Source organism: Nocardioides marmoribigeumensis, from assembly GCF_031458325.1.
Taxonomy (GTDB): domain Bacteria; phylum Actinomycetota; class Actinomycetes; order Propionibacteriales; family Nocardioidaceae; genus Marmoricola_A; species Marmoricola_A marmoribigeumensis.
Window position 1 is genome coordinate 3,147,334 of sequence record NZ_JAVDYG010000001.1, and the last position, 23,446, is coordinate 3,170,779.

At 73.1% G+C, this 23,446-nt stretch carries 22 protein-coding genes; 6 read left to right on the plus strand and 16 right to left on the minus strand.

Features of this window, described 5'->3' with window-relative positions; all coding sequences use genetic code 11:
- Window positions 1–41: 41 nt before the first annotated feature.
- From J2S63_RS15055 to J2S63_RS15065, 3 genes are all read right to left on the minus strand, one after another.
- The gene (locus tag J2S63_RS15055) at window positions 42–749 is read right to left on the minus strand and encodes a GAF and ANTAR domain-containing protein (protein ID WP_310303853.1); all 708 of its coding nucleotides are present in this window, start codon (window positions 747–749) and stop codon (window positions 42–44) included.
- A gap of 109 nt (window positions 750–858) precedes the next feature.
- Entirely contained in the window at window positions 859–2,046 is a 1,188-nt protein-coding gene (locus J2S63_RS15060; RefSeq protein WP_310303855.1) for an alcohol dehydrogenase catalytic domain-containing protein, read from the minus strand.
- A gap of 66 nt (window positions 2,047–2,112) precedes the next feature.
- On the minus strand, window positions 2,113–2,952 hold the full coding sequence (locus J2S63_RS15065; RefSeq protein ID WP_310303857.1) for a sigma-70 family RNA polymerase sigma factor: 840 nt from the start codon (window positions 2,950–2,952) through the stop codon (window positions 2,113–2,115).
- A 204-nt stretch (window positions 2,953–3,156) separates the two neighbouring features.
- On the opposite strand from J2S63_RS15065, the gene J2S63_RS15070 reads away from it, so the two are divergent.
- Complete coding sequence (locus J2S63_RS15070; RefSeq protein ID WP_310303859.1) at window positions 3,157–4,380, plus strand: ATP-binding protein; 1,224 nt, start codon at window positions 3,157–3,159, stop codon at window positions 4,378–4,380.
- Here the strand turns inward: J2S63_RS15070 and J2S63_RS15075 are convergent.
- From J2S63_RS15075 to J2S63_RS15100, 6 genes are read right to left on the minus strand one after another with little or no spacing between them, the layout of a single operon-like run.
- Window positions 4,372–4,851: a hemerythrin domain-containing protein gene (locus tag J2S63_RS15075; RefSeq protein WP_310303862.1), complete on the minus strand. Its 480-nt coding sequence runs from the start codon at window positions 4,849–4,851 to the stop codon at window positions 4,372–4,374. The genes J2S63_RS15070 and J2S63_RS15075 overlap by 9 nt on opposite strands.
- 6 nt (window positions 4,852–4,857) lie before the next feature.
- Window positions 4,858–5,595, minus strand: coding sequence for a respiratory nitrate reductase subunit gamma (gene narI, locus J2S63_RS15080; RefSeq protein ID WP_310303863.1), 738 nt, complete (start codon window positions 5,593–5,595; stop codon window positions 4,858–4,860).
- The gene (gene narJ / locus J2S63_RS15085) at window positions 5,595–6,248 is read right to left on the minus strand and encodes a nitrate reductase molybdenum cofactor assembly chaperone (protein ID WP_310303865.1); all 654 of its coding nucleotides are present in this window, start codon (window positions 6,246–6,248) and stop codon (window positions 5,595–5,597) included. Before narJ ends, narI begins: the two co-directional genes overlap by 1 nt.
- Window positions 6,245–7,915 (minus strand): nitrate reductase subunit beta, encoded by a 1,671-nt coding sequence (narH, locus tag J2S63_RS15090; RefSeq protein ID WP_310303867.1) that lies wholly within the window; start codon window positions 7,913–7,915, stop codon window positions 6,245–6,247. The genes narJ and narH overlap by 4 nt, the downstream gene beginning before the upstream one ends.
- Window positions 7,912–11,571: a nitrate reductase subunit alpha gene (locus J2S63_RS15095; RefSeq protein ID WP_310303869.1), complete on the minus strand. Its 3,660-nt coding sequence runs from the start codon at window positions 11,569–11,571 to the stop codon at window positions 7,912–7,914. Before J2S63_RS15095 ends, narH begins: the two co-directional genes overlap by 4 nt.
- Window positions 11,568–12,791, minus strand: coding sequence for an MFS transporter (locus J2S63_RS15100; RefSeq protein ID WP_310303871.1), 1,224 nt, complete (start codon window positions 12,789–12,791; stop codon window positions 11,568–11,570). Before J2S63_RS15100 ends, J2S63_RS15095 begins: the two co-directional genes overlap by 4 nt.
- A gap of 236 nt (window positions 12,792–13,027) precedes the next feature.
- On the opposite strand from J2S63_RS15100, the gene J2S63_RS15105 reads away from it, so the two are divergent.
- Both J2S63_RS15105 and J2S63_RS15110 read left to right on the plus strand, forming a co-directional pair.
- Window positions 13,028–13,591: a helix-turn-helix transcriptional regulator gene (locus tag J2S63_RS15105; RefSeq protein ID WP_310303874.1), complete on the plus strand. Its 564-nt coding sequence runs from the start codon at window positions 13,028–13,030 to the stop codon at window positions 13,589–13,591.
- Window positions 13,572–14,525 (plus strand): NAD-dependent epimerase/dehydratase family protein, encoded by a 954-nt coding sequence (locus J2S63_RS15110; protein WP_310303876.1) that lies wholly within the window; start codon window positions 13,572–13,574, stop codon window positions 14,523–14,525. The genes J2S63_RS15105 and J2S63_RS15110 overlap by 20 nt, the downstream gene beginning before the upstream one ends.
- On the opposite strand, the gene J2S63_RS15115 is transcribed toward J2S63_RS15110, so the two are convergent.
- The 3 genes from J2S63_RS15115 to J2S63_RS15125 form a co-directional block, all read right to left on the minus strand.
- On the minus strand, window positions 14,500–14,994 hold the full coding sequence (locus J2S63_RS15115; RefSeq protein WP_310303878.1) for a hypothetical protein: 495 nt from the start codon (window positions 14,992–14,994) through the stop codon (window positions 14,500–14,502). The two genes, J2S63_RS15110 and J2S63_RS15115, sit on opposite strands and share 26 nt — an antisense overlap.
- Window positions 14,995–15,105: 111 nt before the next feature.
- A complete protein-coding gene (locus J2S63_RS15120; RefSeq protein ID WP_310303880.1) occupies window positions 15,106–16,434 on the minus strand; it encodes a sensor histidine kinase in 1,329 nt (442 codons plus the stop codon).
- On the minus strand, window positions 16,431–17,099 hold the full coding sequence (locus tag J2S63_RS15125) for a response regulator transcription factor (RefSeq protein WP_310303882.1): 669 nt from the start codon (window positions 17,097–17,099) through the stop codon (window positions 16,431–16,433). The genes J2S63_RS15120 and J2S63_RS15125 overlap by 4 nt, the downstream gene beginning before the upstream one ends.
- A 68-nt stretch (window positions 17,100–17,167) precedes the next feature.
- Between J2S63_RS15125 and J2S63_RS15130 the strand changes: the two genes are divergently transcribed.
- Genes J2S63_RS15130 through J2S63_RS15140 form a run of 3 tightly spaced genes read left to right on the plus strand, consistent with a single transcriptional unit; the run spans window position 17,168 to window position 19,420 of the window.
- On the plus strand, window positions 17,168–17,797 hold the full coding sequence (locus J2S63_RS15130) for a DUF4956 domain-containing protein (protein WP_310303884.1): 630 nt from the start codon (window positions 17,168–17,170) through the stop codon (window positions 17,795–17,797).
- On the plus strand, window positions 17,790–18,578 hold the full coding sequence (locus tag J2S63_RS15135; RefSeq protein ID WP_310303886.1) for a VTC domain-containing protein: 789 nt from the start codon (window positions 17,790–17,792) through the stop codon (window positions 18,576–18,578). Before J2S63_RS15130 ends, J2S63_RS15135 begins: the two co-directional genes overlap by 8 nt.
- The gene (locus J2S63_RS15140) at window positions 18,575–19,420 is read left to right on the plus strand and encodes a phosphatase PAP2 family protein (protein ID WP_310303888.1); all 846 of its coding nucleotides are present in this window, start codon (window positions 18,575–18,577) and stop codon (window positions 19,418–19,420) included. The genes J2S63_RS15135 and J2S63_RS15140 overlap by 4 nt, the downstream gene beginning before the upstream one ends.
- Here the strand turns inward: J2S63_RS15140 and J2S63_RS15145 are convergent.
- From J2S63_RS15145 to J2S63_RS15160, 4 genes are read right to left on the minus strand one after another with little or no spacing between them, the layout of a single operon-like run.
- On the minus strand, window positions 19,401–21,005 hold the full coding sequence (locus J2S63_RS15145; protein ID WP_310303891.1) for a phytoene desaturase family protein: 1,605 nt from the start codon (window positions 21,003–21,005) through the stop codon (window positions 19,401–19,403). The genes J2S63_RS15140 and J2S63_RS15145 overlap by 20 nt on opposite strands.
- Window positions 21,002–21,469 (minus strand): SRPBCC family protein, encoded by a 468-nt coding sequence (locus J2S63_RS15150; RefSeq protein WP_310303893.1) that lies wholly within the window; start codon window positions 21,467–21,469, stop codon window positions 21,002–21,004. The genes J2S63_RS15145 and J2S63_RS15150 overlap by 4 nt, the downstream gene beginning before the upstream one ends.
- A gap of 39 nt (window positions 21,470–21,508) precedes the next feature.
- The gene (locus J2S63_RS15155; protein ID WP_310303896.1) at window positions 21,509–22,138 is read right to left on the minus strand and encodes a flavodoxin family protein; all 630 of its coding nucleotides are present in this window, start codon (window positions 22,136–22,138) and stop codon (window positions 21,509–21,511) included.
- A gap of 46 nt (window positions 22,139–22,184) precedes the next feature.
- The gene (locus tag J2S63_RS15160; RefSeq protein ID WP_310303897.1) at window positions 22,185–23,384 is read right to left on the minus strand and encodes a RimK family alpha-L-glutamate ligase; all 1,200 of its coding nucleotides are present in this window, start codon (window positions 23,382–23,384) and stop codon (window positions 22,185–22,187) included.
- Window positions 23,385–23,446 lie beyond the last annotated feature (62 nt).

A 23,446-nucleotide genomic window follows, 5' to 3' on the forward strand; every position in this document is an offset into this window, starting at 1 on the left:
CGCTGAACCGCAGGTGCGTGCCACGCCCACATGCGGGGCGGTCAGGCCTGGCCGGCCTCCTGCGGTGCGTCGGCCCGCTCGGCGACCACCTCCGCGGCGACGTCGCGCAGCTTGACGTTGGTCGTCGAGCTCATCCGCTGGAGGAGGGCGAAGGCCTGGTCGGGGCCGAGACCGTAGCGCTCCATGAAGATGCCCTGCGCCAGGCCGATGGTGTGGCGCGAGGTCATCGCCGTCTCGAGGCCGCTGAGCTGCTCGACGGCGGTGAGCGCCAGCGCCGCGTGCGTGGCGTAGAGGGCGGCGAGGTCGACCACGTCGCGGTCGGCGAAGCGGCCCTTCTGCTCGGCGTAGAAGTTGAGCGCCCCCATCGGCTCTCCCTGGGTCAGGAGCTGGACGCTGAGCAGCGACCGCAGCCCCAGCGCGGCGGCCTCGGGCCCCCAGGCCGGCCAGCGCTCGTCGGCGCCGATGTCGCCGCTGCGGAAGAAGTCGGCCTCCTCGATGGCGTCGACGCAGGGTCCCTCCCGCAGGGCGTACTGCGCCTCGTCGGCCCGGACCGCCAGCTCCGAGGTGGAGCCGAGCGAGATGAACCTCCCCCGGCCACGACGCACGGTGATGCTCGCGTGGTCCGCCTCCGGCACCACCTCGAGCGCGCTCTCCGCGACGCGGCGCGCGGTGAGGGGCGGGTCGTCGTCACCGGCGCGCAGGTGGCTGGCGAGCTGGGCGAGCAGGGCAGCGTCGTGCTGGGTTGCCATCACATCGTTTCCAGGGGCGGGGCCGGAGGCCGTCGTCTCGACCGCTCCCAGGCTAGAACCCGGTGGGTGAGAGCGACAACCGGCGGCGACCCCGCGAGTGCACGCCGGCTCAGGGCTGGAAGACGACCTTCACGTAGCCGTCGCTCTTCTCCTGGAACTTCTTGTAGGCCTCGGGCGCCTCGCTGAGCGGCAGGTGGTGCGTGGCGAAGGACTCCACGCCCCACGCGTCGCCCTCGCTCAGCCGCTGGAGCAGCTCGTCGCTCCACGACCGCACGTTGGCCTGGCCCATCCGCAGCTGCACCTGCTTGTCGAACATCTGGAACAGCGGCAGCGGGTCGACCGCTCCGCCGTACACGCCGGAGACCGAGATCGTGCCGCCTCGCCGCACGGCGTCGATGGCGGTCAGCAGCGCGGCGAGCCGGTCGACGCCCAGCTTCTTGAGCATCGGCTGCGCGATGACGTCGGGCATGAGCCCGGTCACCTGGTGCAGCAGGTTGCCGGCCGCGGAGCCGTGGGCCTCCATGCCGACCGCGTCGACCACGGCGTCGGCGCCACGGCCCTGCGTGTGGTCGCGCACCACGTCGGCCACGCTCGTGCCCTTGTCGAGCGCGTCGAGGTCGATCGTCTCGGCCCCTGCGCCGTGGACACGGGCCAGCCGCTCGGGCACCCGGTCGACGGCGATGACCCGGTGGCCCTGGGCGACGGCCATGCGGCTGACCATGTCGCCGATCGGTCCGGCGCCGAGGACGAGGAGCGTGCCGTCGTCGGGCATCTCGGCGTACTTCAGGCCCTGCCAGGCGGTCGGCACGACGTCGGAGAGGAACAGGAACCGGTCGTCCGGCGGCCCGTGGGGCACCTTGACCGGCAGGTGGTCGGCGAACGGGACGCGGAGGAGCTCCGCCTGCCCGCCCGGCACCTGGCCGTAGAGCTTGCTGTAGCCGAACAGGCTCGCGCCCGTGCCCTGGTCGCGGTTCTGGGTGGTCTCGCACTGACTGTGCAGGTTGCGCGAGCACATCCAGCAGGTGCCGCACGAGACGTTGAACGGGACGACGACGCGGTCGCCCGGCTTCAACGTGGTGACCTCGGCCCCGACCTCCTCCACGATGCCCATCGGCTCGTGGCCGACGACGTCGCCGCGGTCCATGAACGCACCGAGCACGGTGTAGAGGTGCAGGTCGCTGCCGCACAGCCCGGTGGAGGTGATCCGGATGATCGCGTCCGTCGGCTCCTCGATGCGGGGGTCGGGGACCTCCGTCACCTGCATGTCTTCCTTGCCCTGCCAGGTCACTGCGCGCACGGGTGGTCCTTCCGAGAACGAGGGGATGAGGGGCTCCGGGTCGGAGCCCCTGGTGAGGGGGTGGGGTCAGGAGGCGTCGTGGAGGAGGTCGCCCAGCTCGGGGCCGAGCTCCTCGCGCAGGGTGCCGAGCAGCCGGGTCAGCGTGCGGGAGACCTGCATCTGGCTGACGCCGATGTCCTCGCCGATCTCCTTCTGGGTCCAGTCCTCGAAGAAGCGGAGGAACAGCACCCGGCGGTCACGCTCGGAGAGACGGCGTACGACGGGCTGCAGGACCGTGCGCGCCTCCGAGGCCCGGGTCTCGCGGTCGTCGCCGGGCAGCAGCTCGCCGAGGGGAGTGGTGCTGCCCGGGTCCGAGCCGCCCTCCGCGGCGGGCTGGTCCAGCGAGGTCGGGTGGAACGCGCCGACCGCGGCGTCGGCCTCGGCGATCTCCGACGGCTCCACCTCGAGCCGGTCGGCGATCTCGCGGCGCGACGGCTCGCGGCCGAGCTGCTGGTGCAGCTGGTCGATCACGCGGCCGCGCTGCCACTGGAGGTCCTGGATGCGTCGCGGGGGCCGCACGGTCCAGCCCTGGTCGCGGAAGTAGCGGCGCACCTCGCCGCGCATCGTCGGCACGGCGTAGCTGAGGAAGTCGTGCTGCAGCTCGGGGTCGAAGCGCGAGATCGCCTTGACCAGGCCCTCGTTGGCAGCCTGGACCAGGTCGTCGAGCGGGATGCCACGCTCGCGGTAGCGCCCGGCGATGGACTGGGCGACGTCGAGGTAGAGCAGCGCGATGTCGTCGTGCAGCTCGTGGCGTCGCTGCGCGGAGGCGGTCGCGGCGTCGCGGAACATCTCGATCGCGCGGGCGTCGCGGTGGGTGGGGGACAGTCGCGGAGCGGGGAAGCTCAGGGGCTGAGCAAGTGCCGTCATGACGTGCTCCAGACGAGGGGCGAGGCTCCAGCCGGTGTCTTCAGCGGAGAGCTGCTCCTTCCTGCCTACCCGGGCCTGGCCCACTGATGCCCACCCCAACAGGTGAAATCCGTGCCATCAGTCCCGAAGGGGGACCCGAATGGTCCCGATCCGGACGTCGTGGGACCTGCTGTGGGGCGTCGGGACGCCGACTAGCCTGGGCAGGTGAGGGAGGAGGCGCTGCTGCGCGAGGCGGAGGTGCTGAGCTTCGGCGTCCTGGGGCACCCGGTGCTCCCCGCCCTGCAGGCGGTCGCCGACCTGGCCCGCGAGCTCGTCGGCGTCACGATGGCCGAGGTCAACGTGGTCACCAGCCTCCACACCGTCCACCTCGCCACCTCCGACCGCCACGAAGGACGCGTGCCGCTCGGGGACAGCTTCTGCAGTCGCGTGGTCACCCAGGACTCCCGGACCATGGTCGTGCCCGACGCGACCGTCGACGAGACCTTCAAGTCCAGCCCCTACGTCGACGGCACCCTGGGCTCGATCGTCACCTACGCCGGCACCCAGCTGGTCTCGTCCACCGGCGTGGTCTACGGGACCCTCTGCCTCTGGGACGACGACTTCCGCGCGCTGTCCGAGGCCGACCTGGCGCTCCTCGAGCGGCTGGGCACGATCGCCGCGCTCGTGATGGACCAGCAGCGCAGCGCCGCCCAGATGGCGGCCGGGCTCCAGCGGGTGGTGGAGTCCCACCGCGACGTCGACCGGTCCAACGAGTCGCTGGCGCAGCTGGCCGGCCAGCTCGGGCACGACCTGCGCGGCCCGCTGGCGTCGCTGAAGCTGTCGCTGGCGCTGCTCGCCGAGCGCGCCGCCGAGGTCGGGGACCCGATGGTCGGGCGGCTGGCGGACCGGGCGATGCAGGGGGCGGACCGGCTCAACCGCACGATCGCCGAGGTGATGGAGTTCGCGCTGGTCGGCGGGGACCTCCAGGTCGAGCCGGTCGACCTGCACGAGGTGCTCATCGAGGTGCTCGACGACCTGACGGCGATGGCCCACGGCGTGCACGTGACCGCGGAGCACCTCCCGGTCGTGCTCGGTCACCGCGCCTCCCTCGCGGCGGTGCTGCAGAACCTCGTGGCCAACGCGGTGAAGTTCAGCGCCCACCACGCCGGCACCCCGCAGATCCGGGTGAGCTCGGTCGTCGACCACGACCGTGCCTACGTCTCGGTCGAGGACAACGGCCCGGGGGTGCCGGAGGACCTGCGCGGCGCGATCTTCGCCCGAGGGCACCGCGGGCTGGTGCGCGACGAGGTCGAGGGCTTCGGCATCGGCCTGTCGACCTGCCTGCGGATCGTGCGCCACCTCGGCGGCTCGATCGGGGTCGGCGAGTCCGACCTGGGTGGCGCGACCTTCTGGTTCGAGCTGCCGCTCGCGGTCCCCACCTCAGGCTGAGGTGGGGCCGTCGGCCAGGAAGCTCGGCCGCCGCGCGTGCGCCCGTCCCACGGTCTCCCAGCCGGTGGCGCCCAGGGTCACCACGGAGACCGGGAAGATGCCGACGTCCTCCCGCTCGATGTGGACGTCCAGCGACTCCAGCAGCGTGCGCACGCGACCGGCGAACCCCTCGTCGTCCGGGCTGCCCAGCCGCTCCAGCGCCTCGGCGAAGGACAGGTGCTCGCCCTCCAGGGCCTCCACCTCCTCGACGAAGTCGCCCTGGTCCCGCAGCGCGGTGAACACCCCGTCCTCCTCACGGGCGACGTGGTGCTCCAGGTGCGCCACGAACGGGCCCAGCAGCCCGGCAGCCGCGCGGTGGTCGCCCGCGGCGAGTGCCCGGCGTACGGCGTAGGCCTGCTCCTGCAGGGCGTCGTGCTCGTCGACCAGCTCCCGGATCGCGGGGACGTCGTGGCAGCCGCAGTGCGCGCACACCGGGGGTCACCCGACCTTGTCCCAGCCGGGTCGTGGCTTGTGGGTGCCGAGCTGGCGGCCCGGCCCCACGTCGCGGCTGCGGTAGACGATGTAGGGGCGGGTGACGTAGCCCAGGGGCGCGCTGAAGACGTGCACGAGCCGGGTGAACGGCCACAGCGCGAACAGCGCGAACGCCACGAGCGCGTGCAGCTGGAAGCCGATCGGTGCCTCGCCCATCAGCTCGGGCCGGGGGTTGAAGGCGAGGAACGAGCGGAACCACACCGAGACGCCCTCGCGGTAGTTGTACTCCCCGCCGATGGTGAGGATCGACCCGGCGACGGTGTTCCACATCCCCAGCAGGATCACCACACCGAGGAAGGCGTACATCACCTTGTCCATCACGGTGGTCGCGGAGAAGACCGGGCCGACGGTCCGCCGGCGGTAGACCAGGATCGCCAGCCCCACCACGGCCATGACGCCGGCGACGAGGCCGCCGACGACGGCGACCACGTGGTAGCCCTCGTCGCTGATCCCGACCGCCGCGGTCCACGAGCGCGGCACCAGCAGCCCGATCACGTGGCCGCCGACGACGCCGAGCATGCCGAAGTGGAACAGCGGGCTGCCCCAGCGCAGCAGCCGGTCCTCGTAGAGCTGGGAGGACCGGGTGGTCCAGCCGAACTTGTCGTAGCGGTAGCGCCAGAAGTGCCCGACCACGAAGGTCGCCAGGCACACGTAGGGCACGATCACGAACAGCAGGACGTCCATCAGCGGGCTCCTCCCGACGGCACGGTCGACAGGACGGTCGGGAGCGGCAGGTCGACCGGTCCGGCCTGGCCGTAGGGCGAGAGCCCGACCTCCTCCTCCGGCGGGCCCTCCGCGGCCAGCCGGCGTACGGCGTCCCGCTCGTCCCCGCGCAGCGTGGGCAGCGTGGCGCTCACCGCGGCCACGGCCCCCGCCCACGGGGAGCCCAGGTCGCGCAGCGCCAGGCGCAGCACCTCGAGCCCGGCGCGGTGGTCGAGCAGCAGTCGGCGGCCCTGCTCGGGGTCGACCGTGGCGGCGTACTCGAGCACGACGGCGAGGTGGTCGGGCAGCTCGCTGTCGTCGAGGGCGTGGCCCGAGCGCAGGTAGGTCTGGCGGAAGCGCAGCAGCGCCGTGCCGCGCTTGCGGGTGTCGCCGTGCAGGAAGTAGGTCAGGAACAGGCTGCAGCGACGCCGGGTGTCGAAGGTGGCGACGTACTCCTCCTGGAGCCCCTGCAGGGGCCGTGCCCCCAGCGCCGTCGCCGTGTCGGTGAGCGGACGTCCCAGGCGGTCGGGCAGCCGGGCCGCCACGTCACCGACGAGCTCGAGGTGGCTGCGCTGCTCCTCGTCGGGGTAGGCGAGCAGCAGCGAGGCACACTGCCAGGCCAGCGTGTCGTTCACGACCCCTCCTCCCCGTCGTGGCGAGGCGGGAAGAGCCCTGGTGGCGCGCTCTTGCCGTCCCAGTCGAGCAGGTTGACCCGGCGCTGCTTGTCCGGCGGAGCGGCGACCGTGTCGGAGGTCTGTCGCGCCTGCAGCATCGCGAAGTTCTCCACCGCGATCGGCTGGGCCTGGTGGCCCGAGCCCTCGCCGAACGGCCCGGACTCCATCATCCCGGGGCCGCCGTCGTAGTCCAGCGAGCACTCGGTGGCCAGCTCCTCCAGGTTGTGCGCCTGCTCGGCGTGGGCCGGGGGGATGACGTAGCGCTCGTCGTACTTCGCCAGCGCGAGCAGGCGGTACATGTCGTACATCTCCTCCTCGGTCATGCCGACCGCGGCCGGGGTCGAGGCGTCGGGCTCGCGTCCCAGGTTGATGTCACGCATGTAGGACCGCATCGCGGCCAGCTGGCGCAGCACCCGGTCGACCGGGGCCACGTCACCGGCGGTGAACAGCTCGGCGAGGTACTCCACCGGGATGCGCAGCGCGTCGACCGCGGCGAAGAGGTTGCCCGCGTCCTCGGCGTCCTCGCCGGTGTCACGGACCACGTCGACGACGGGCGAGAGCGGCGGGACGTACCAGACCATCGGCATCGTGCGGTACTCCGGGTGGAGCGGCAGCGCGACCTTCCAGTCGCAGATCAGCTTGCGGATCGGGGACCGGCGCGCGGCCTCCATCCAGTCGAAGGGGATGCCGGCCTTCTCCGCCTCGCGCTGCACCTCGGGGTCGTCCGGGTCGAGGAAGACCCCGAGCTGGGCCTCGTAGAGCGCCTTGTCGTCGGTGACCGACGCGGCCTCCAGCACCTTGTCGGCGTCGTAGAGCACGAGCCCGATGTAGCGCAGGCGCCCGACGCAGGTCTCGGAGCAGACGGTCGGCAGCCCGACCTCCACGCGGGGGAAGCAGAACGTGCACTTCTCGGCCTTGCCGGTGCGGTGGTTGAAGTAGACCTTCTTGTAGGGGCAGCCGGAGACACACATGCGCCAGCCCCGGCAGCGGTCCTGGTCGACCAGCACGATGCCGTCCTCGCTGCGCTTGTAGATCGCACCGCTGGGGCACGACGCGGCGCACGACGGGTTGAGGCAGTGCTCGCAGATGCGCGGGAGGTAGAACATGAAGGTCTCCTCGAAGGAGCGCTTCACCTCCGTGGACACCTTCTGCAGGATCGGGTCCTTGGCGAAGGTCGCCTCGGAGCCGCCGAGGTTGTCGTCCCAGTTGGCCGACCACTCGATCTTCATGTCCTCGCCGGTCAGCAGCGACTTGGGCCGCGCGACCGGGGTGTGCTGCTGGGCGGGGGCGTCGGTGAGCGTGGCGTAGTCGTAGGTCCACGGCTCGTAGTAGTCCTGGATCGAGGGCAGCTTCGGGTTGGAGAAGATCGTGGCGAGCTTCTTCCACCGGCTGCCGGACTTGAGGGTCAGGCGACCCTTCCTGGTCAGCGTCCAGCCGCCCTTCCACTCCTCCTGGTCCTCGTAGGTGCGCGGGTAGCCCTGGCCGGGACGCGTCTCCACGTTGTTGAACCAGACGTACTCCGTGCCGGCGCGGTTGGTCCAGGCCTGCTTGCACGTGACCGAGCAGGTGTGGCACCCGATGCACTTGTCGAGGTTCATGACCATGGCCATCTGGGCCATCACCCTCATGAGTAGCGCACCTCCTGGGAACGACGACGGATCACGGTGACCTCGTCGCGCTGGTTGCCGGTGGGACCGAGGTAGTTGAACGCGTAGGACAGCTGGGCGTAGCCGCCGACCAGGTGGCTGGGCTTGACCAGCAGGCGGGTCAGCGAGTTGTGGATGCCGCCGCGCTTGCCGGAGGTCTCCGCCAGCGGGACGTCGATCAGCCGGTCCTGCGCGTGGTGCATGTAGACCGTGCCCTCGGGCATCCGGTGGCTCACCACCGCTCGTGCGACCACGACGCCGTTGCGGTTGACCGCCTCGATCCAGTCGTTGTCGGCGATGCCGGCCTTGGCGGCGTCGACCTCGCTCATCCAGATCAGCTGGCCGCCGCGGGACAGCGAGAGCATGAACAGGTTGTCCTGGTACTCCGAGTGGATCGACCACTTGTTGTGCGGCGTCAGGTAGCGCACGGTGATCGTCGCCGCGCCCCGCTCGTCCCCGACGGTGCCGGGCGCGGGCTCGGAGAACAGCGTCGCCATGTCGAGCGGTGGCCGGTAGACCGGCAGCTCCTCGCCCAGCTCCTGCATCCAGTCGTGGTCGAGGTAGAAGTGCTGCCGTCCGGTCAGCGTGTGCCAGGGCTTGAGCCGCTCCACGTTGATCGTGAACGGGCTGTAGCGCCTGCCACCGCTCTCCGAGCCCGACCACTCCGGTGAGGTGATCACCGGGACGGGCGCAGCCTGGGTGTCGGCGAAGGTGATCTGCTTGCCCTCGTGCTCGGCGGCCAGGTCGTGCATCACCGTGCCGGTGCGCTTCTCCAGGGTCTTGAAGCCCTGCACCGCCAGGTGGCCGTTGGTGGTGCCGGACAGCGCGAGGATCGCTTCACAGGCGTGGACGTCGCGCACCAGCGAGGGCCGCCCGTCGGCGGGTCCGCCCCGCACGGCGCCGTTCTTGGCGCGCAGGTAGTCGATCGACGCCGTCACGTCGTAGGTGACGCCCTTGGTCGTCGTGCCGAGCGTGTCGAGCAGCGGACCGAGGGCGCCCATCTGGGCGCCGACCGCGGCGTAGTCCCGCTCCACCTCGACCAGCTTGGGCATGGTCCTCCCCGGCTCGGGCCGGCACTCGCCGCGCTTCCAGTCCTTGACGACCCCGTGGGGCGTGGCCAGGGCGTCCGGGGTGTCGTGCAGCAGGGGCATGGCGACCACGTCGCGCCGCGTGCCGAGGTGGGTCCAGGCCAGCTCGCTGAACCGGGCCGCGATCGCCTGCCACGCGTCCCAGTCGGTGCGGGTCTGCCACGGCGGGGCGATCGCCGGGTTGAACGAGTGGATGAACGGGTGCATGTCGGTGGTGTTGAGGTCGTGCTTCTCGTACCACGTGGCCGCCGGGAGGACGACGTCGGAGAACAGCGTCGTGCTGGTCTGGCGGAAGTCGAGGGTGAGCAGCAGGTCGAGCTTGCCCTCCGGGGCCTCGTCGTGCCACTCCACGTCCCGCGGACGGTGCCCCGCACCGGCCTCCTCCGCTCGCAGCGAGGAGTCGGTGCCCAGCAGGTGCTTGAGGAAGTACTCGTCGCCCTTGGCCGAGGAGCCCAGCAGGTTGGCCCGCCAGATCGACAGCACCCGCGGGAAGTTCTCCGGGCTGTCAGGGTCCTCGCAGGCGAAGCGCAGCCGCCCGGCCTCGAGCTCCTCGACGACGTGCTCGGCCACCGGCCTGCCGGCCGCGGCGGCCTCGTCGGCGAGGTCGAGCGGATTGCGGTCGAAGGTCGGGTAGGACGGCATCCACCCCATGCGCGCGCTCTGCGCGATCAGGTCGGCGGTCGTCAGGCCGGCGAACCGCCCGTCCGAGCGGGTCGAGGACAGCGCGTCGGCGCTGAACGGGTCGTAGCGGAACTGGTCGGTGTGGAGGTACCAGTAGGCCGTCTGGATCATCTGGCGCGGCGGGCGCGACCAGTCCAGCGCCGAGGCCAGCTGCGCCCACCCGGTGACCGGGCGGCACTTCTCCTGGCCGACGTAGTGCGCCCAGCCGCCACCGTTGACGCCCTGGCAGCCCGTGAGCGTGGTGAGCGCGAGGAACGCGCGGTAGATCGTGTCGGAGTGGAACCAGTGGTTGGTGCCGGCGCCCATGATGATCATCGAGCGTCCGCGGGACTCCTCCGCGTTCTGCGCGAACTCCCGCGCGATGCGCCTCGCCGCAGCAGCCGGCACCCCCGTGATCGGCTCCTGCCACTCCGGGGTGTAGCCGGCGTAGCGCGCCAGCATCAGCTCGTAGACCGTGGTGACCAGGTGGCCGTCCACGCGCCGCGCCCGCACGGTGGCCGTGGTCTCGCCTGCGCTGCCGTCGACGTCGCCGAAGGCCGGCAGCGTGAGGGTCACGGTCTCGGTGGCGTCGCCACCCTCCAGCGACAGCAGGGGATCCACGTCGCCGAGGTCGAGGTTCCAGCGCCCCGCGCCCTGCTCGCCGAACCGGTCGCCCAGCGTGCCGTTGGGCACCACCGGCTCGCCGGTGCGCGCGTCGAGCAGCACGGTCTTGAACGCGGCGTTCTCGGTGCCCTCCGGCGTCGAGCCCAGGTCCTCGGCGGTCAGGAACTTCCCGGGCCGCATCTCGGTGGTCGAGCCTGTCGAGACCAGCTTCACCAGGAACGGCAGGTCGGAGTAGCGCTTGACGTAGTCGGTGAAGTACGGCGTGGTCCGCTCGACGAAGAACTCCTGCAGGATCACCTGCCCCATCGACAGCGCGAGCGCCCCGTCGGTGCCGGGCCGCGCGGGCAGCCACTCGTCGGCGAACTTCACGTTGTCGGCGTAGTCGGGGGAGACCGCGATCACCTTCTGGCCGCGGTAGCGCGCCTCGGCCATCCAGTGCGCGTCGGGCGTGCGGGTCACGGGGACGTTGGAGCCCCACATGATGAGGTAGCCCGCGTCCCACCAGTCGCCGGACTCCGGCACGTCGGTCTGGTCGCCGAACACCTGCGGGGAGGCGACCGGCAGGTCGGCGTACCAGTCGTAGAACGAGAGCATCGAGCCGCCGACGAGCGAGGTGAACCGCGCGCCGGAGGCGTGCGAGACCATCGACATCGCCGGGATCGGGGAGAAGCCGGCGACCCGGTCGGGTCCCCACTTCTTGATCGTGTGGACGTAGGCCGCCGCGACGATCTCGACGGCCTCCTCCCAGGTGGCGCGCACCATGCCGCCCTTGCCCCGCTGGGACTTGTAGTGCCGCGCACGGTCGGGGTGGTCGACGACGTGCGCCCACGCGGCCACCGGGTCGCCGTGCTGGGACTTGGCCTCGCGGTACATCTGCAGCAGGGCGCCGCGGACGTAGGGGTAGCGCACGCGGGTGGGGGAGTAGGTGTACCAGCTGAAGGCGGCGCCGCGCGGGCAGCCGCGGGGCTCGTACTCCGGCCGGTCGGGACCGGTGGAGGGGTAGTCGGTCTGCTGGGTCTCCCAGGTGATGATCCCGTCCTTGACGTAGACCTTCCACGAGCACGAGCCCGTGCAGTTCACGCCGTGGGTGGAGCGCACCACCTTGTCGTGGCTCCACCGGTCGCGGTAGAACGCGTCCGCGTCGCGACCGCCCTGGTGGTGCAGCGTGCGGAGGTCCTCCGACACCGTCCCCTTGGTGAAGTAGCGCCGCGTGCGCACCAGCGCCTCGGCGAGCCCGTCGTCGAGACCAGGACGGGTGTCGCTCATGCAGGCACTCCCTTGCGTACGACGGTGAGGGTGAGGAGGAGCGTGAGGGCCGCCGTGACCGACAGCAGGCCCAGGCCGATCGCGTAGGAGTCGGTGCGGCCGTAGATGTAGCCCATGAGCAGCGGCGGGACGAAGCCGCCGAGGCCGCCGGCCGCGCCGACGAGACCGGTCACTCCGCCGACCCGCGAGGGGTCGGTCACCCGGGCGACGAGGGCGAAGGTCGCGCCGCTGCCCGACCCGAGGGCCGCGGCCATCGCGAGAAACGCGACGGTGCCGACGTGCTCGAGCAGCGGGTGCGTGGCGGCGACCGCGGCTCCGACGACCACGACGGCGTAGCCGGTCGCGAGCACGGGCACCGGGCCGAACCGGTCGGAGAGCCACCCGCCGACGGGGCGCATCACCACGGCGACCACCACGAACCCGGCCATGCGGTTGGCGGCGTCGGCCGGCGTGAGCTGGTAGTCGGTCTTGAGGTAGGCCGGCAGGTAGACCGAGAACGCGACGTAGCCGCCGAACGCGACGGCGTAGAGCAGGCAGGCCTGCCAGGTGATCGGCAGCCGTGCGGTGGCGGCGAGCCGCTTCGCGAGGGGGACCGTGGGGATCGTGCGGCCGGGCGCGTCGCGCAGCACGACCCAGGCCAGGACGGCGTACGCCGCGAGGACCGCGGCCACGATGAAGAACGGCGCGGTCTCGCCCAGCCCGGTCCACAGCTTGACCGTGGTGAGCGCGCTGATCGCCGTGCCGCCCATGCCCGCGCCGAACACCCCGACCGCGAGGCCGCGCCGCTCGGGCGGGAACCACGCGTTGACGAAGGGCACGCCGACCGCGAAGGCGGTGCCGGCGATGCCGAGCACGAAGCCGCCGCCGATCATCGCCCAGTAGGAGGTCTGCGCGAACAGCCCGATGAACAGCACCGGCAGGATCGTGACCGCGGAGACCGCCGGGAACATCACCCGGCCGCCGAGCCGGTCGGTGAGGGCACCGACCAGGATGCGCCCCAGGGAGCCGACCACGACCGGCACCGCGACCAGCAGCGCGACGTCGGACTCGCTGAGCGTGCCGAGCGTGCCCTTCTCGCGGAACAGCGGGCCGAGCGGGCTGAGCAGGGCCCAGGCCCAGAAGCACACCGCGAACCCGAGCGTGGCCACGGCCAGCATCGTCCACGGGTTGCCGGCGGTCGGGGGGGCCGTCGGCTCGGTCGTCTGCGCCGTGTGGGTCATCGGGCCTGCCTTCCTGAGCACGGGGGCGGAACTCCGGATCGGTCGGGTCCATCCCTATCAGAAGATTTACTACACTCGGACCCGTGGAAAATAATCGGAGGCGGGGTCCAAGCGGCCCTTCTTCGCAGTCATCCGTCCCTCCTACGAGGGCCCTTCTGCTCCGGCGGCTGTCGGCGCAGGCGCAGCCGACGACCCTCGCCGCGCTCGCCCACCTCACCGGACGGCACGAGAACACCGTGCGCGAGCACCTCGAGGCGCTGGTGCGCAGCGGTCACGTCACCAGGTCCGCCGCCGAGCCCGACGGGCGGGGCCGGCCCGCGTGGCTCTACGAGGTGACCGGCGCGCCGGAGGACGGTGGGCAGCACGCGGAGTACGCCGGCCTGGCCGCGGCCCTCGCCGAGACGCTGCAGCGCACCAGCGACCGCCCGGTCGAGCTCGCCGTCGAGGCGGGCGAGCGGTGGGGCCACGAGCTGGCCGCCCGTCGAGGGGCGCAGCCGCAGCCGACCGCCGCCCTCGCGCGGCGCCGGGTCGTCGAGCTGGTCGACGACCTCGGCTTCGGCACCGAGAGCGACAGCCGGGCCACCCGGGTCACGCTCACGCGCTGCCCGCTGCTCGAGGCGGCCCACCGCTTCCCCGACGTGGTGTGCGCGGTCCACGAGGGCCTGGTCCGGGCGGCGATGGAGGACTACGGGGCCGACCCCGACGGCGTGTCGCTGGTGCCCTTCTCCGAGCCCGGGGCGTGCCTGTTGCGGCTGACCGCTTCTGGGCACACTCGGAGCCGTGAGCACCGACGAGACTGACCACCAGCCCGAGCAGCCCCAACCAGACCAGCCCGTGGTGGTGGTGACCGGCGCCAACGGCCTCGTCGGCGCGCGTGTCGTGCGGCACCTGCTCGACGCGGGCGCCCACGTGCGGGCCGTCGTACGCCGGGAGGGGGCGGCGCCGGAGGGCACCGAGGAGCACGTCGGCGAGTTCGGGGACCCCGAGGTCGCCGCGTCGGTGGTCGCCGGCGCGAGCGCCGTCGTCTCGACCGTCCACCCGCTCGGCGGCGAGGACGAGGAGCAGCGTCGGGTGGCCGTGGAGAGCACGCCGACGCTGGCGCGGGCCGCGCGCGACGCGGGCGTGCCGCTGCTCGTGCACGTCTCGACCGCCGCGGTCTACGACCGGTCCCCGTCGGCCGGTGACGTCGACGAGCAGGCCGACCTGGTCGGCGACGACGCCGACGTCTACGCCACGACCAAGCGCGACGCCGACGCCGCGCTGGCCGAGGTCGAGGACCTCACGACGGTGCTGGTCCGGCCGCCCGCCGTCCTGGGCCCGGGCGCGACCTCGGTGTGGAACACCAAGCGGCCCGCGCAGCTGCGCGACGACGAGTCCGAGCGGCACGCGGTGCCCGAGCGCGCCTTCGCGTGGGTGCACGTGGACGACCTCGCGCGCCTGGTCGCCGACGTCGCCCTCGGGCGCATCGCGACCTCCGACGACCCCGACCGCGGACCGGTCGAGGGCGGCTGCACCGTGGTCAACGCGGCAGCGGCGCCGGCCACGGTCCGCGACTACGTCGGGGCCGTGACCGGCGCGCTGGGCGTCGACCCGGTGTGGGAGGAGGGCGAGGCCTGGACGGGGCGCATCGTCGCCGACCGCGCCCACGCCTGGGGCTGGCAGCCCCGGGTCTCCCTCGCGGAGGCTCTGGACGAGCTCCGCGAGGGGATCAGCGGGTCCGGCCCTCGGCGGTGAAGCACCCGGTCTGGAAGTAGCCGGTCTTGCCGGTCGACCCGCTGATCCGCCAGTACGGCGTGATCGAGTGGGTGCCGCGACCGACCGGGATCACCGCGAGGGTCGAGCGGGTCTCCCAGTATTCGTCGTGGTTGGCCAGGTTGGCCGGACCCCAGACGCGCTCCTGGATCGGGCCGTTGTCGACCTGGTAGCCGACGCGGACCTCGGCCAGCGTGTCGACCCCGAGGTCGGCCGCGAGCTGGGTGACGACCTTGCGGGCGGTGTCCCCGTTGTTGATCGTCACGCCCAGCCCCAGCGGCTTCCACCCCTGGTCGCTGGTGATGCTGGAGTAGGAGAAGCTGCAGGTCTTCTGCGGCACCGGGATCGCCTCGGCGGTGCCACCGAGGACGGTGGTCGCCGCGGCGCCGGCGAGGGCGGCGGTGGTCAGGGCGAGGGCGGTACGACGGGTGGTGCTGCGCGGTGCGCTCATGGAGGTTCCTCCTGGGACGTGGTGCCCCTGGGTGGGCACGCGGAGGAGGAGCCGGGCCGGGGCGCGCTGATACGGCGCCGATCGTCGGTCGAGCCGGTCGAGACCCCCGCGTCAGCGCGGCACCGTCAGGCGCACCGTCGACCCGGAGGCGGAGGCCTGCCCGCCGTGGAGGTCGGCGACCGCCCGCACCAGGGCCAGCCCGAGCCCGGAGCCACGGGTCGAGCGGCTCTCGTCGGCGCGGGCGAACCGGTCGAACGCGCGGTCGACGAACTCCGGGGGGAAGCCCGGACCCTCGTCGTGGACCTCGAGCAGCACGTCGGCGGCGTGCCCGGTCACGGTGACCGTCACGTCCCCCTCGCCGTGGGTCAGCGCGTTGGTCACCAGGTTGCCGAGGGCCAGCTCGAGCCGCAGGGGGTCGCACCGCGCACGTGCCGGCCCGTGCACCCGCAGCCCCAGCTCGCGGTCGGCGCGGTGGGCCTGCGGCGCGAGGCGGTCGACGACGCGTCGCGCGACCTCCGCGACGTCGGCGTCCTCGTGGGGGGCGGGGGCCGCGCGGACCTCCTCCAGGTCGAGCAGCAGGTCGGACAGCTCGACCAGCCGGTCGACCTGGATCGCCAACGAGGCAAGGGACTCCTCCACCTCGACCGGGTCGTCGGCGTGGCCGCGGACCCACTCCAGGTCGGTCTTCATCACGGTCAGCGGCGAGCGGAGCTCGTGGGCCGCGTCGGCCAGGAACGCCCGCTGCTGCTCGTGCGCCGACGCGATGCGGGCGAGCAGGTGGTTGAGGGTGTGGCCGAGGCGGGTGACCTCGTCGTCGCGGCGGCGCGGGACCGGCAGCGCGACCTGCTGGTCCGGGTCGGCCGCCTCCGCCGCGGCGCGGTAGCGCTCGACCGGGCGCAGCGCGCCGTGGGCCGTGCGGTAGGCCGCGTAGGACGCCGCGGCCAGCACCGCGAGCCCCGCGAGCAGCAGCTGGAGCAGCAGCTCGCGCAGCGCCTCGTCGTGCCCCCGCCGGTCGGCGGCGACGGCGAGCACCCGCGTGCCGACGGGCGTGTCGACCCGGAGGCCGCGCACCCGCTGGGCGCGGTCGGACGGGGGGAGCAGGGAGCCGATCTCCCGGCGTACCTCCTCACCGACGGCGGCCGCACGCACCTCGGAGCGGCGGAGCAGCCGGTGGCCGGCGTCGCCCGAGATCAGCCGGCCGTCGACGTCGTAGACCTGGTGGACCAGGCCCGGGGTCCCGGTCGGCGGGGCGTGGCCGAGGCGCACGTCGCCGGCCACGACGTCGGAGTAGGCCGTGAGGTCGCGGTCGACCTGCCGGTCCAGCGCGAAGGAGACGCGCCACCACACCACCGCCCCGGAGACCAGCAGCACCACCGACATCGCCGCCGTCACGGCCAAGACCAGCCGGGTGACGATCGTCCGCTCGGCGAGCCGGCTCACCGGGTCGTCTCGAGCCGGTAGCCGACGCCGCGCACCGTCCGAATCTCGACGCCGCCGCCCTCGACGCGCTGCCGCAGCCGCGAGACGGTCACGTCGAGGGCGTTGCTGCTGATGTCGGTGTCGTCGTCCCAGACCTCGTCGAAGAGCCGGTCCCGGCTGACCGCGCGCCCCGGGGACTCCATGAGCGTGCGCAGCATCGCGAACTCGCGCCGCGGGACCTCGGTCTCGGTGCCGGCGACCCACAGCCGGTGGCCGTCGGGGTCGAGCACGAGCGCACCGACCCGCAGGTGGTCGTCCTCGCGCGGCGCGCGGCGCCGGGTGATCGCCTGGAGGCGGGCGTGCACCTCCTCGAGCGCGAAGGGCTTGACCAGGTAGTCGTCGGCCCCCTCGCCCAGCCCGGCCACCCGCTCGTCGAGGGTGCCCCGGGCGGTGAGCAGCAGGACGGGCAGGTCGTTGCCCTCGGCCCGGAGCGTGCGGCACACCTCGAGCCCCGACAGGCCCGGCAGCATCAGGTCGAGCACCATCGCGTCGGCGTCGCCCCGGCGGGCAGCGGCCAGGCCCGACGGCCCGTCGTGGCAGGCGGTGGTGGTGATCCCGCGCTCGGCGAGGTAGCGGGTCAGCAGCGTGACGATGCGCTCCTCGTCGTCGACCACCACCACGTGCACGCGGACCAGACTAGGGGCGGATCCCACGTGTCATGTTGACGACAGGTCGGCGCCCTACGGTTCCCGACATGTCCCTGATCGCCGCAATTCCCCACGGCTCGTCGGCCGAGGCCGTCGGCCGGCTGGGCCTGGACGTCCTCGCGATGGTCGCCCTCGTCCAGGTGCTCTACCGGCGCCGCCCCTCCGCCCCCGAGATGGCGCTCGTGCTCGCTGTGCTCAACGTCGGGCTCTTCGCCGCCGTGCAGGCGATCGCCTCGGGCGACTTCTCGACCGGCGTCGGGTTCGGCCTCTTCGGCCTGCTCAGCCTGGTCCGGCTGCGCAGCGCGGCGTTCTCCCTGCGCGAGATGGCCTACACCTTCGCCGCGCTCGTCCTCGGCCTGGTCAACGGGCTGGCCGGCGTGCCGCCGCTGGTCGTGCTGCTGCTCGACCTCCTGCTCCTCGGCGCCATCCTCGTGACCGACGCCGGGACCGGCGCCCGCACCTCGCGGACCATGCGGGTCACGCTCGACCAGGTCTTCCCCGACCTCACCGCGGCCTCCGCGGCGGTCGAGAGCCGCCTCGGCGTGCGGCCGATCGGGATCGCGGTGACCGACGTCGACTACGTGCGCGAGACCACGCGGGTCTGGGTGCGCTACGAGGTCGACCCGTCGATGGGCTCCGTGCCCGAGCTGGTCGGGGTGGAGGCCGGAGATGAGTGACCTCGACCTGACCGCGCCCGCGCCGCTGTCGCTGGAGGCCGTCACCGGCACCGCGTCCGCGCTGACCCGCGTCGACCGGAAGTACGTCGTCCCGGTCGCCGTGGCGCAGCACCTCGTCGAGGAGCTGGCGGGCAGCGCCGGGGTGCTCGAGATCGCCGGACGGCGCACGACGTCGTACCTCACCACCTACCTGGACACCGCGCGCCTGACCTCCTGCCGCGAGCACCTGCAGCGCCGCCGCCGGCGGTGGAAGGTCCGCGAGCGCGTGTACGTCGAGGACGGGCTGCGGCGTCTCGAGGTCAAGCTGCGCGTGGGGGACGGCCGCACGGTCAAGCACCTCTCGCCGCTGGCCCCCGTGCGCGAGGGCTCCGGCCCGCTGCTGGAGGAGGACCTGCCGACGCTCGAGGGCTCGCTCGGCGCGGCCGGCCACGTCGTCGCCGCCCGGACGCTGCGCCCGACGGTGACGGTCTCCTACGAGCGCGCCACCCTCGCCGACCTCGACTCCGGCACGCGCGTCACCCTCGACACCGGTGTCGTCAGCCGGCTCGGTGACGGTCAGGTCTGGCTCGACCCGTCGATGGTGATCGTCGAGACCAAGGGCCACACACGGCCGGGGACCGCCGACCGCCTGCTCGTGGGCGCCGGACACCGTCCGCTCGCGCTGAGCAAGTACGTCTCGGCCGCCGCGCTGCTGCGCGATGACCTGGCCGACAACGACCTGCGACGGCTGCGTGGCACCGTCCTGCACGTCGGTCGCGACCGGGACCGGGTGGCGTCGTGAGGCGCCGCGGGACCGGGGCCCTGGTCGCCCTCGCCACCGTCGCCGCGCTGGCGGGCACGGCCGGACCGGCTGCCTACGCCCAGTGGGGCGACACCTCCGCCAAGGACCGGGTCGAGGCCGACCCGCCGCCGGCGCTCTTCGCCGACGGCGACCTCGCCCCCGCCCAGCAGGCGCTGGCCGGGACCGCGACCCGGGCCCACGCCGCGATGCGGCAGTGGTGGGCGCAGCACGGCACGAAGGCCGACGACGCCGCGTTCATGACGTGGGCCGCCGCCCAGGTCCCCGCCCCGCCGGCCGCCGCTGCGCGCACGCGCGAGCTCACCCGGGTCCAGCAGCTGTCCTCCCACCGGAGCACGGCGGGGGAGACCGCCGCGACCTGGCTCGAGGTGCACGGCAAGAAGGACGTCTGGAAGCTCGCCGCCCACGACGCCGCCGAGGTGCTGCCGTCCGACCGCGGACAGGCGCTGAAGGACGCGGTCGACCTCGGGCTCACGATGACCAAGACGCTGGCCGACGGGCTCGCGGCCGAGGACCGGCAGCCGGCGCCCTACGTCGTGCACCCGGAGCTGCGCCCCGACCACCACGTGTCACCGGGCCAGACCTGCCCCTGCTCCTACCCCTCGCGCCACGCGGCCCGAGGCGCGGCCTCGCGCACGGTCCTGTCGCTGGTCGAGCCGCACCGGGCGGCGGACTACCGCTGGACCGAGGACGAGGTCGACTACTCCCGGCTCTACATGGCCGGGCACGTGCCGAGCGACCTGACCGGCGGTGCCTTCCTCGGCGACCTGGTCGGGGAGTACGTCGCCCGCACGCGGCTGGGGATCAGCGCCGCCACGGGGTGAGCCTCGCGTGGGCGAGCGCCGCACGCGCGGCGTTCATGCCGCACGCGCCATGGACCCCGCCACCGGGGTGCGCGGAGGCGGAGGCGAGGTAGAGGCCGGCGATCCCGGTCTCTGCCCGCCCCGCCCCGGGGACGGGTCGGAACACCAGCTGCTGGTGCAGCTGCGAGGTGCCGCCGTTGAGGGCGCCGCCGACCAGGTTGGCGTCGCGGGCCTCGAGCTCGCGCGGCCCGAGCACGCGACGGGCGACCACGCGCGAGCCGAACCCGGGGGCGAGCCGCTCGATGCGGGCCTGCATGCGATCGCCGAAGCGCTCGCAGTCGTCGTGGTCCCACACACCACGGACCCCGCCGTCGCCGGCGTCCGGCGACTCGCCGTGGGGGACGTGGGCGTAGGCCCACGCGGACTCGGTGCCCGCCGGTGACCGGGTGGGGTCGCTGGTGGTCATCTGGCCCATCAGCATGAACGGGTCGGCCGGGATGATGCCGGCCGCGACCTGCCCGAGCGCCTCGCCCATCTGGGACACCGAGTCGGCGACGTGGACGGTGCCGGGGGCGTGCGGGGGCGGGACGGTCCAGGGGACCGGCCCGTCGAGGGCCCAGTCCACCTTGACCGTGCCGGGGTCGAGCTCGAAGCTGCGCATCTCGCGCGCCACCCGCCGGGGCACGTCGCCCGGGGCGACGAGCCCGCCGTACAGGTGCGAGGCGAGGACGTCGGCGCAGACCGCCCTGCGCGCGCCGATGCGCTCGCCGTCGGCGGTGCGCACCCCGACCGCGCGGCCCCGCTCGACGTCGACGTGGTCCACCCGCGTGCGGCAGCGGATCTCGCCGCCCAGCGACTCGAAGCGGCGCGCCAGCGCGGCCGCGAGCTCTCCCGCGCCGCCGACCGGGACGGGGTAGCCGACCTGCTGGCCGACGAAGGTGAGGAGCATCCCCAGCAGCCCCGAGCCCGGTGAGGTGAGCGGGATGTCGGCGTGGCCGGCGTTGCCGGCCAGCAGCAGGCCGGGGGCCTCGCCGCTGAAGCGCTTGCCGAGGCTCTGGGCCGGGGTGAGCAGCTCCTTGACCAGGCCGAGTCCGCCGCCGCGGGCCACCTTGACGAGCGCGGCCGAGCCGTGGCGCACGGGCGGGAACGGTGTGAGCAGGGCCCCGACGACCTGCTCGCCGATCACGTCCCAGGTGTGGCTGAGCTCGAGCCAGGCCTCGCCGTCCCCGGGGGACTGCGCCTCCATCAGCTCGGCCGTCCGGTGCCGGTCGCGCAGCAGCATCGCCCACTCCGCGTCCGGCCGGGCGTGGCCGAGCACGGCCGGCGCGTGCGACCACTCCAGCCCGTGCCGCTCGAGGTGGAGCGACTGCAGGGCCGGGGAGGCCACCCCCAAGGGGTAGAACGCGGAGAACGTGTCCTGGACGTAGTCGGGGTGCAGCTCGCGGTCGCTGTGCACCGCACCGCCGACCTCCGGCTGGGCCTCGAGGAGGAGCACCGACCACCCGGCGTCGGCGAGGTGGTTGGCCGCGACGAGGCCGTTGGGGCCCGCGCCGACGACGACCGCGTCGTACGACCGCGACGACGGTGCCTCGGAGCCCTGGGTCACGGGTGCTCGTGCGAGGAGGTGAGCGTGCGGGCGGCCCGGCCCTCGACGACGTGCGCGAGACGGTTGAGGGTCTCCGCGTTGCGGAGCTTCATCAGCGGTGCCTCCAGCGGCTCGGGCAGCAGGCTCCCGGGGCCGGAGACGGACTTCTCGTGGATCGCGACGCGGGTGCGCTCGCCGTGGGCCTCGAGCTCGATCCGGACCTCGGCCTCACCGCCGGGCCAGGCCTTGGCCCGCAGCCGGAGCTCCTTGCCGGGGCGGCACTCGAGCACCCGGGTCTCGTCGTCGACGACGAGCGGCCAGGCGCCGACGGAGTGGTGCAGGGCGGAGCCCGCAGCGGGCCAGGTGTCGTCGACGTCCCGCATTCTTGTCGCTCCGACAACCCACAACGGGTAGAGCCAGCCGTCGGAGAGGACGTCCCAGACCTGGTCGGGGGTCGCCGCGATGTCGCGTGTGTTGGTGGCCATGGGTGAGAGGTACCCCCCGGCAGGCGGCCCCATGCGGCGTCAGGGGGCGGGGTAGGGGTTGCCGGCCAGGAGTCGCGCCAGGTGGACGGTGTTGAGGGCCGCGGTCTGCAGCGTCGAGGCGACCGCCTCGGGGGTCTCGTCGAGGTCGTTGTAGTCCGTCCCGTGCATCGCCTCGCCGACCCAGTAGACGCCGGTGTTGGCCGCGACGGAGAAGCCCGTGTCGTTGAGCGCCTGCAGGGCCTCCGCGACGACGTGGTGGGCGCCGTCCTCGTTGCCCACCGCCACGACGGCGGCGACCTTGCCGAACGTGAGCAGGCGGCCCTCGTCGTCGGTCTCGGAGATCTCGGCGTCGAGCCGTTCCATCACCAGCTTGGCGACGGAGGACGGCTGGCCCAGCCAGATCGGGGTCGCGAGGACCAGGACGTCGGCGTCGAGCATCTTCTGCCGGATCGCCGGCCACTCGTCGCCGTCGCCCTCGTCGGTCGAGACGCCGAAGCGGACGTCGTGGTCGACCACCCGCACGACCTCGCCGGTGGCGCCGCGGCCGCGCATCTCGTCGAGCAGCTGGGTGCCGAGCTTCTCCGCGCTCGACGGCGCCGGGGACTTCTTCAGCGTGCAGACGAGGACGAGGACGCGGGGACTGAGGTCGGTGTGCGCGGTGTCGGGCATGGGACCACGTGCCCCGTCACCGGCGCGGCGAACCCCCGCCCGGGGATCAGGAGTCCTGGCGGTCGTGGATCGGCTCGGCCGGGAGCTTCTTGACCCGCTTGGGCCGCTTGCGGCGGCTGGGGATCATCGAGCGCATCTCCTCGAGCTTGCCGAAGCACAGCAGCCGGTCGCCCGCCTCGAGCACGCGGCGCCCGTTGGGGTTGGGGAAGACCGAGGTGCCGCGCTGGAGCGTGAGCACGCTGATGTCGCGCTCGCGCAGGCCCGAGTCCTTGAGGGTGTGGCCGACCATGTCGGAGGCCTCCTGGACGAGGATCTCCGCCACGCCGTAGCCGGTGGAGACCGTGAGCCGCTGGCGCACGTCGATCTCGGGGAAGGCCACCTGGTTGTCGATGTGGTCGATGATCGCGCCGGCGACGTCGAGCTCGGTGGCGCGCTCGATGCCCTCCAGGCCCGGGGAGGAGTTGACCTCCATCACCAGGGGGCCGTCGTCGCCCTCGAGCATGTCGACGCCTGCGACGCGCAGGCCCATGATCTGGGCCGACCGCACCGCGGTGCGCTCGAACTCGGGGTCGAGGTGCACCCGCTCGACCGAGCCGCCACGGTGCACGTTGGAGCGGAACTCGTCGCCCTTGGCGACCCGGCGCATCGCGGCCACCACGCGGTCACCCACGACCAGCGCACGGATGTCGCGGCCCTTGCTCTCGGTGACGAAGCGCTGGATCAGGACGTTCTGCCGTGTGCTCTGCAGCGTCTCGATGATCGCCTCGGCGACCTTGAGGTCGGGCGCCAGGATCACGCCGATCCCCTGGGTGCCCTCGAGCAGCTTGATCACGACCGGGGCGCCCCCGACCCGCTCGATCGCGGGGATCACGTCGGCCCGGTCACGCACGAACGTCGTCGCCGGCATCGGGATCTCGTGGCGCATGAGGATCTGGGAGGCGCGCAGCTTGTCGCGCGAGTTGGCGATGCCCCACGAGGTGTTGGGGGTGTAGACGTCCATCTGCTCGAACTGCCGGACGACGGCGGTGCCGAAGTAGGTGATCGAGTTGCCGATGCGGGGCAGGATCGCGTCGTACGTCGACAGGTGCTTGCCGCGGAACTGCAGGTCCGGCTCGTCGCCGGACAGGTCGATCCCGAAGCGGAGGGTGTCGAGCACCTTGACCTGGTGCCCCCGGTCGAGGGCGGCGGTCCGCAGGCGCTGCGTACTGTACGAGCGGTACGCACGGGACAGGATCGCGATCTTCATGTGTTCCTTCGGCACGTGGGCGGCATCGGTGACAACGGGACTCGCACGGACGGAGAGGCGGT

What these genes read in the sequence shown, in the direction of transcription:
- J2S63_RS15055 (WP_310303853.1), bottom strand. Translation starts at nt 749, where the DNA reads ATGGCAACCCAGCACGACGCTGCCCTGCTCGCCCAGCTCGCCAGCCAC.
- J2S63_RS15065 (WP_310303857.1), bottom strand. Translation starts at nt 2,952, where the DNA reads ATGACGGCACTTGCTCAGCCCCTGAGCTTCCCCGCTCCGCGACTGTCC.
- narI (WP_310303863.1), bottom strand. Translation starts at nt 5,595, where the DNA reads ATGGACGTCCTGCTGTTCGTGATCGTGCCCTACGTGTGCCTGGCGACC.
- narH (WP_310303867.1), bottom strand. Translation starts at nt 7,915, where the DNA reads ATGAGGGTGATGGCCCAGATGGCCATGGTCATGAACCTCGACAAGTGC.
- J2S63_RS15095 (WP_310303869.1), bottom strand. Translation starts at nt 11,571, where the DNA reads ATGAGCGACACCCGTCCTGGTCTCGACGACGGGCTCGCCGAGGCGCTG.
- J2S63_RS15100 (WP_310303871.1), bottom strand. Translation starts at nt 12,791, where the DNA reads ATGACCCACACGGCGCAGACGACCGAGCCGACGGCCCCCCCGACCGCC.
- J2S63_RS15115 (WP_310303878.1), bottom strand. Translation starts at nt 14,994, where the DNA reads ATGAGCGCACCGCGCAGCACCACCCGTCGTACCGCCCTCGCCCTGACC.
- J2S63_RS15130 (WP_310303884.1), top strand. Translation starts at nt 17,168, where the DNA reads ATGTCCCTGATCGCCGCAATTCCCCACGGCTCGTCGGCCGAGGCCGTC.
- J2S63_RS15135 (WP_310303886.1), top strand. Translation starts at nt 17,790, where the DNA reads ATGAGTGACCTCGACCTGACCGCGCCCGCGCCGCTGTCGCTGGAGGCC.
- J2S63_RS15150 (WP_310303893.1), bottom strand. Translation starts at nt 21,469, where the DNA reads ATGGCCACCAACACACGCGACATCGCGGCGACCCCCGACCAGGTCTGG.
- J2S63_RS15155 (WP_310303896.1), bottom strand. Translation starts at nt 22,138, where the DNA reads ATGCCCGACACCGCGCACACCGACCTCAGTCCCCGCGTCCTCGTCCTC.
- J2S63_RS15160 (WP_310303897.1), bottom strand. Translation starts at nt 23,384, where the DNA reads ATGAAGATCGCGATCCTGTCCCGTGCGTACCGCTCGTACAGTACGCAG.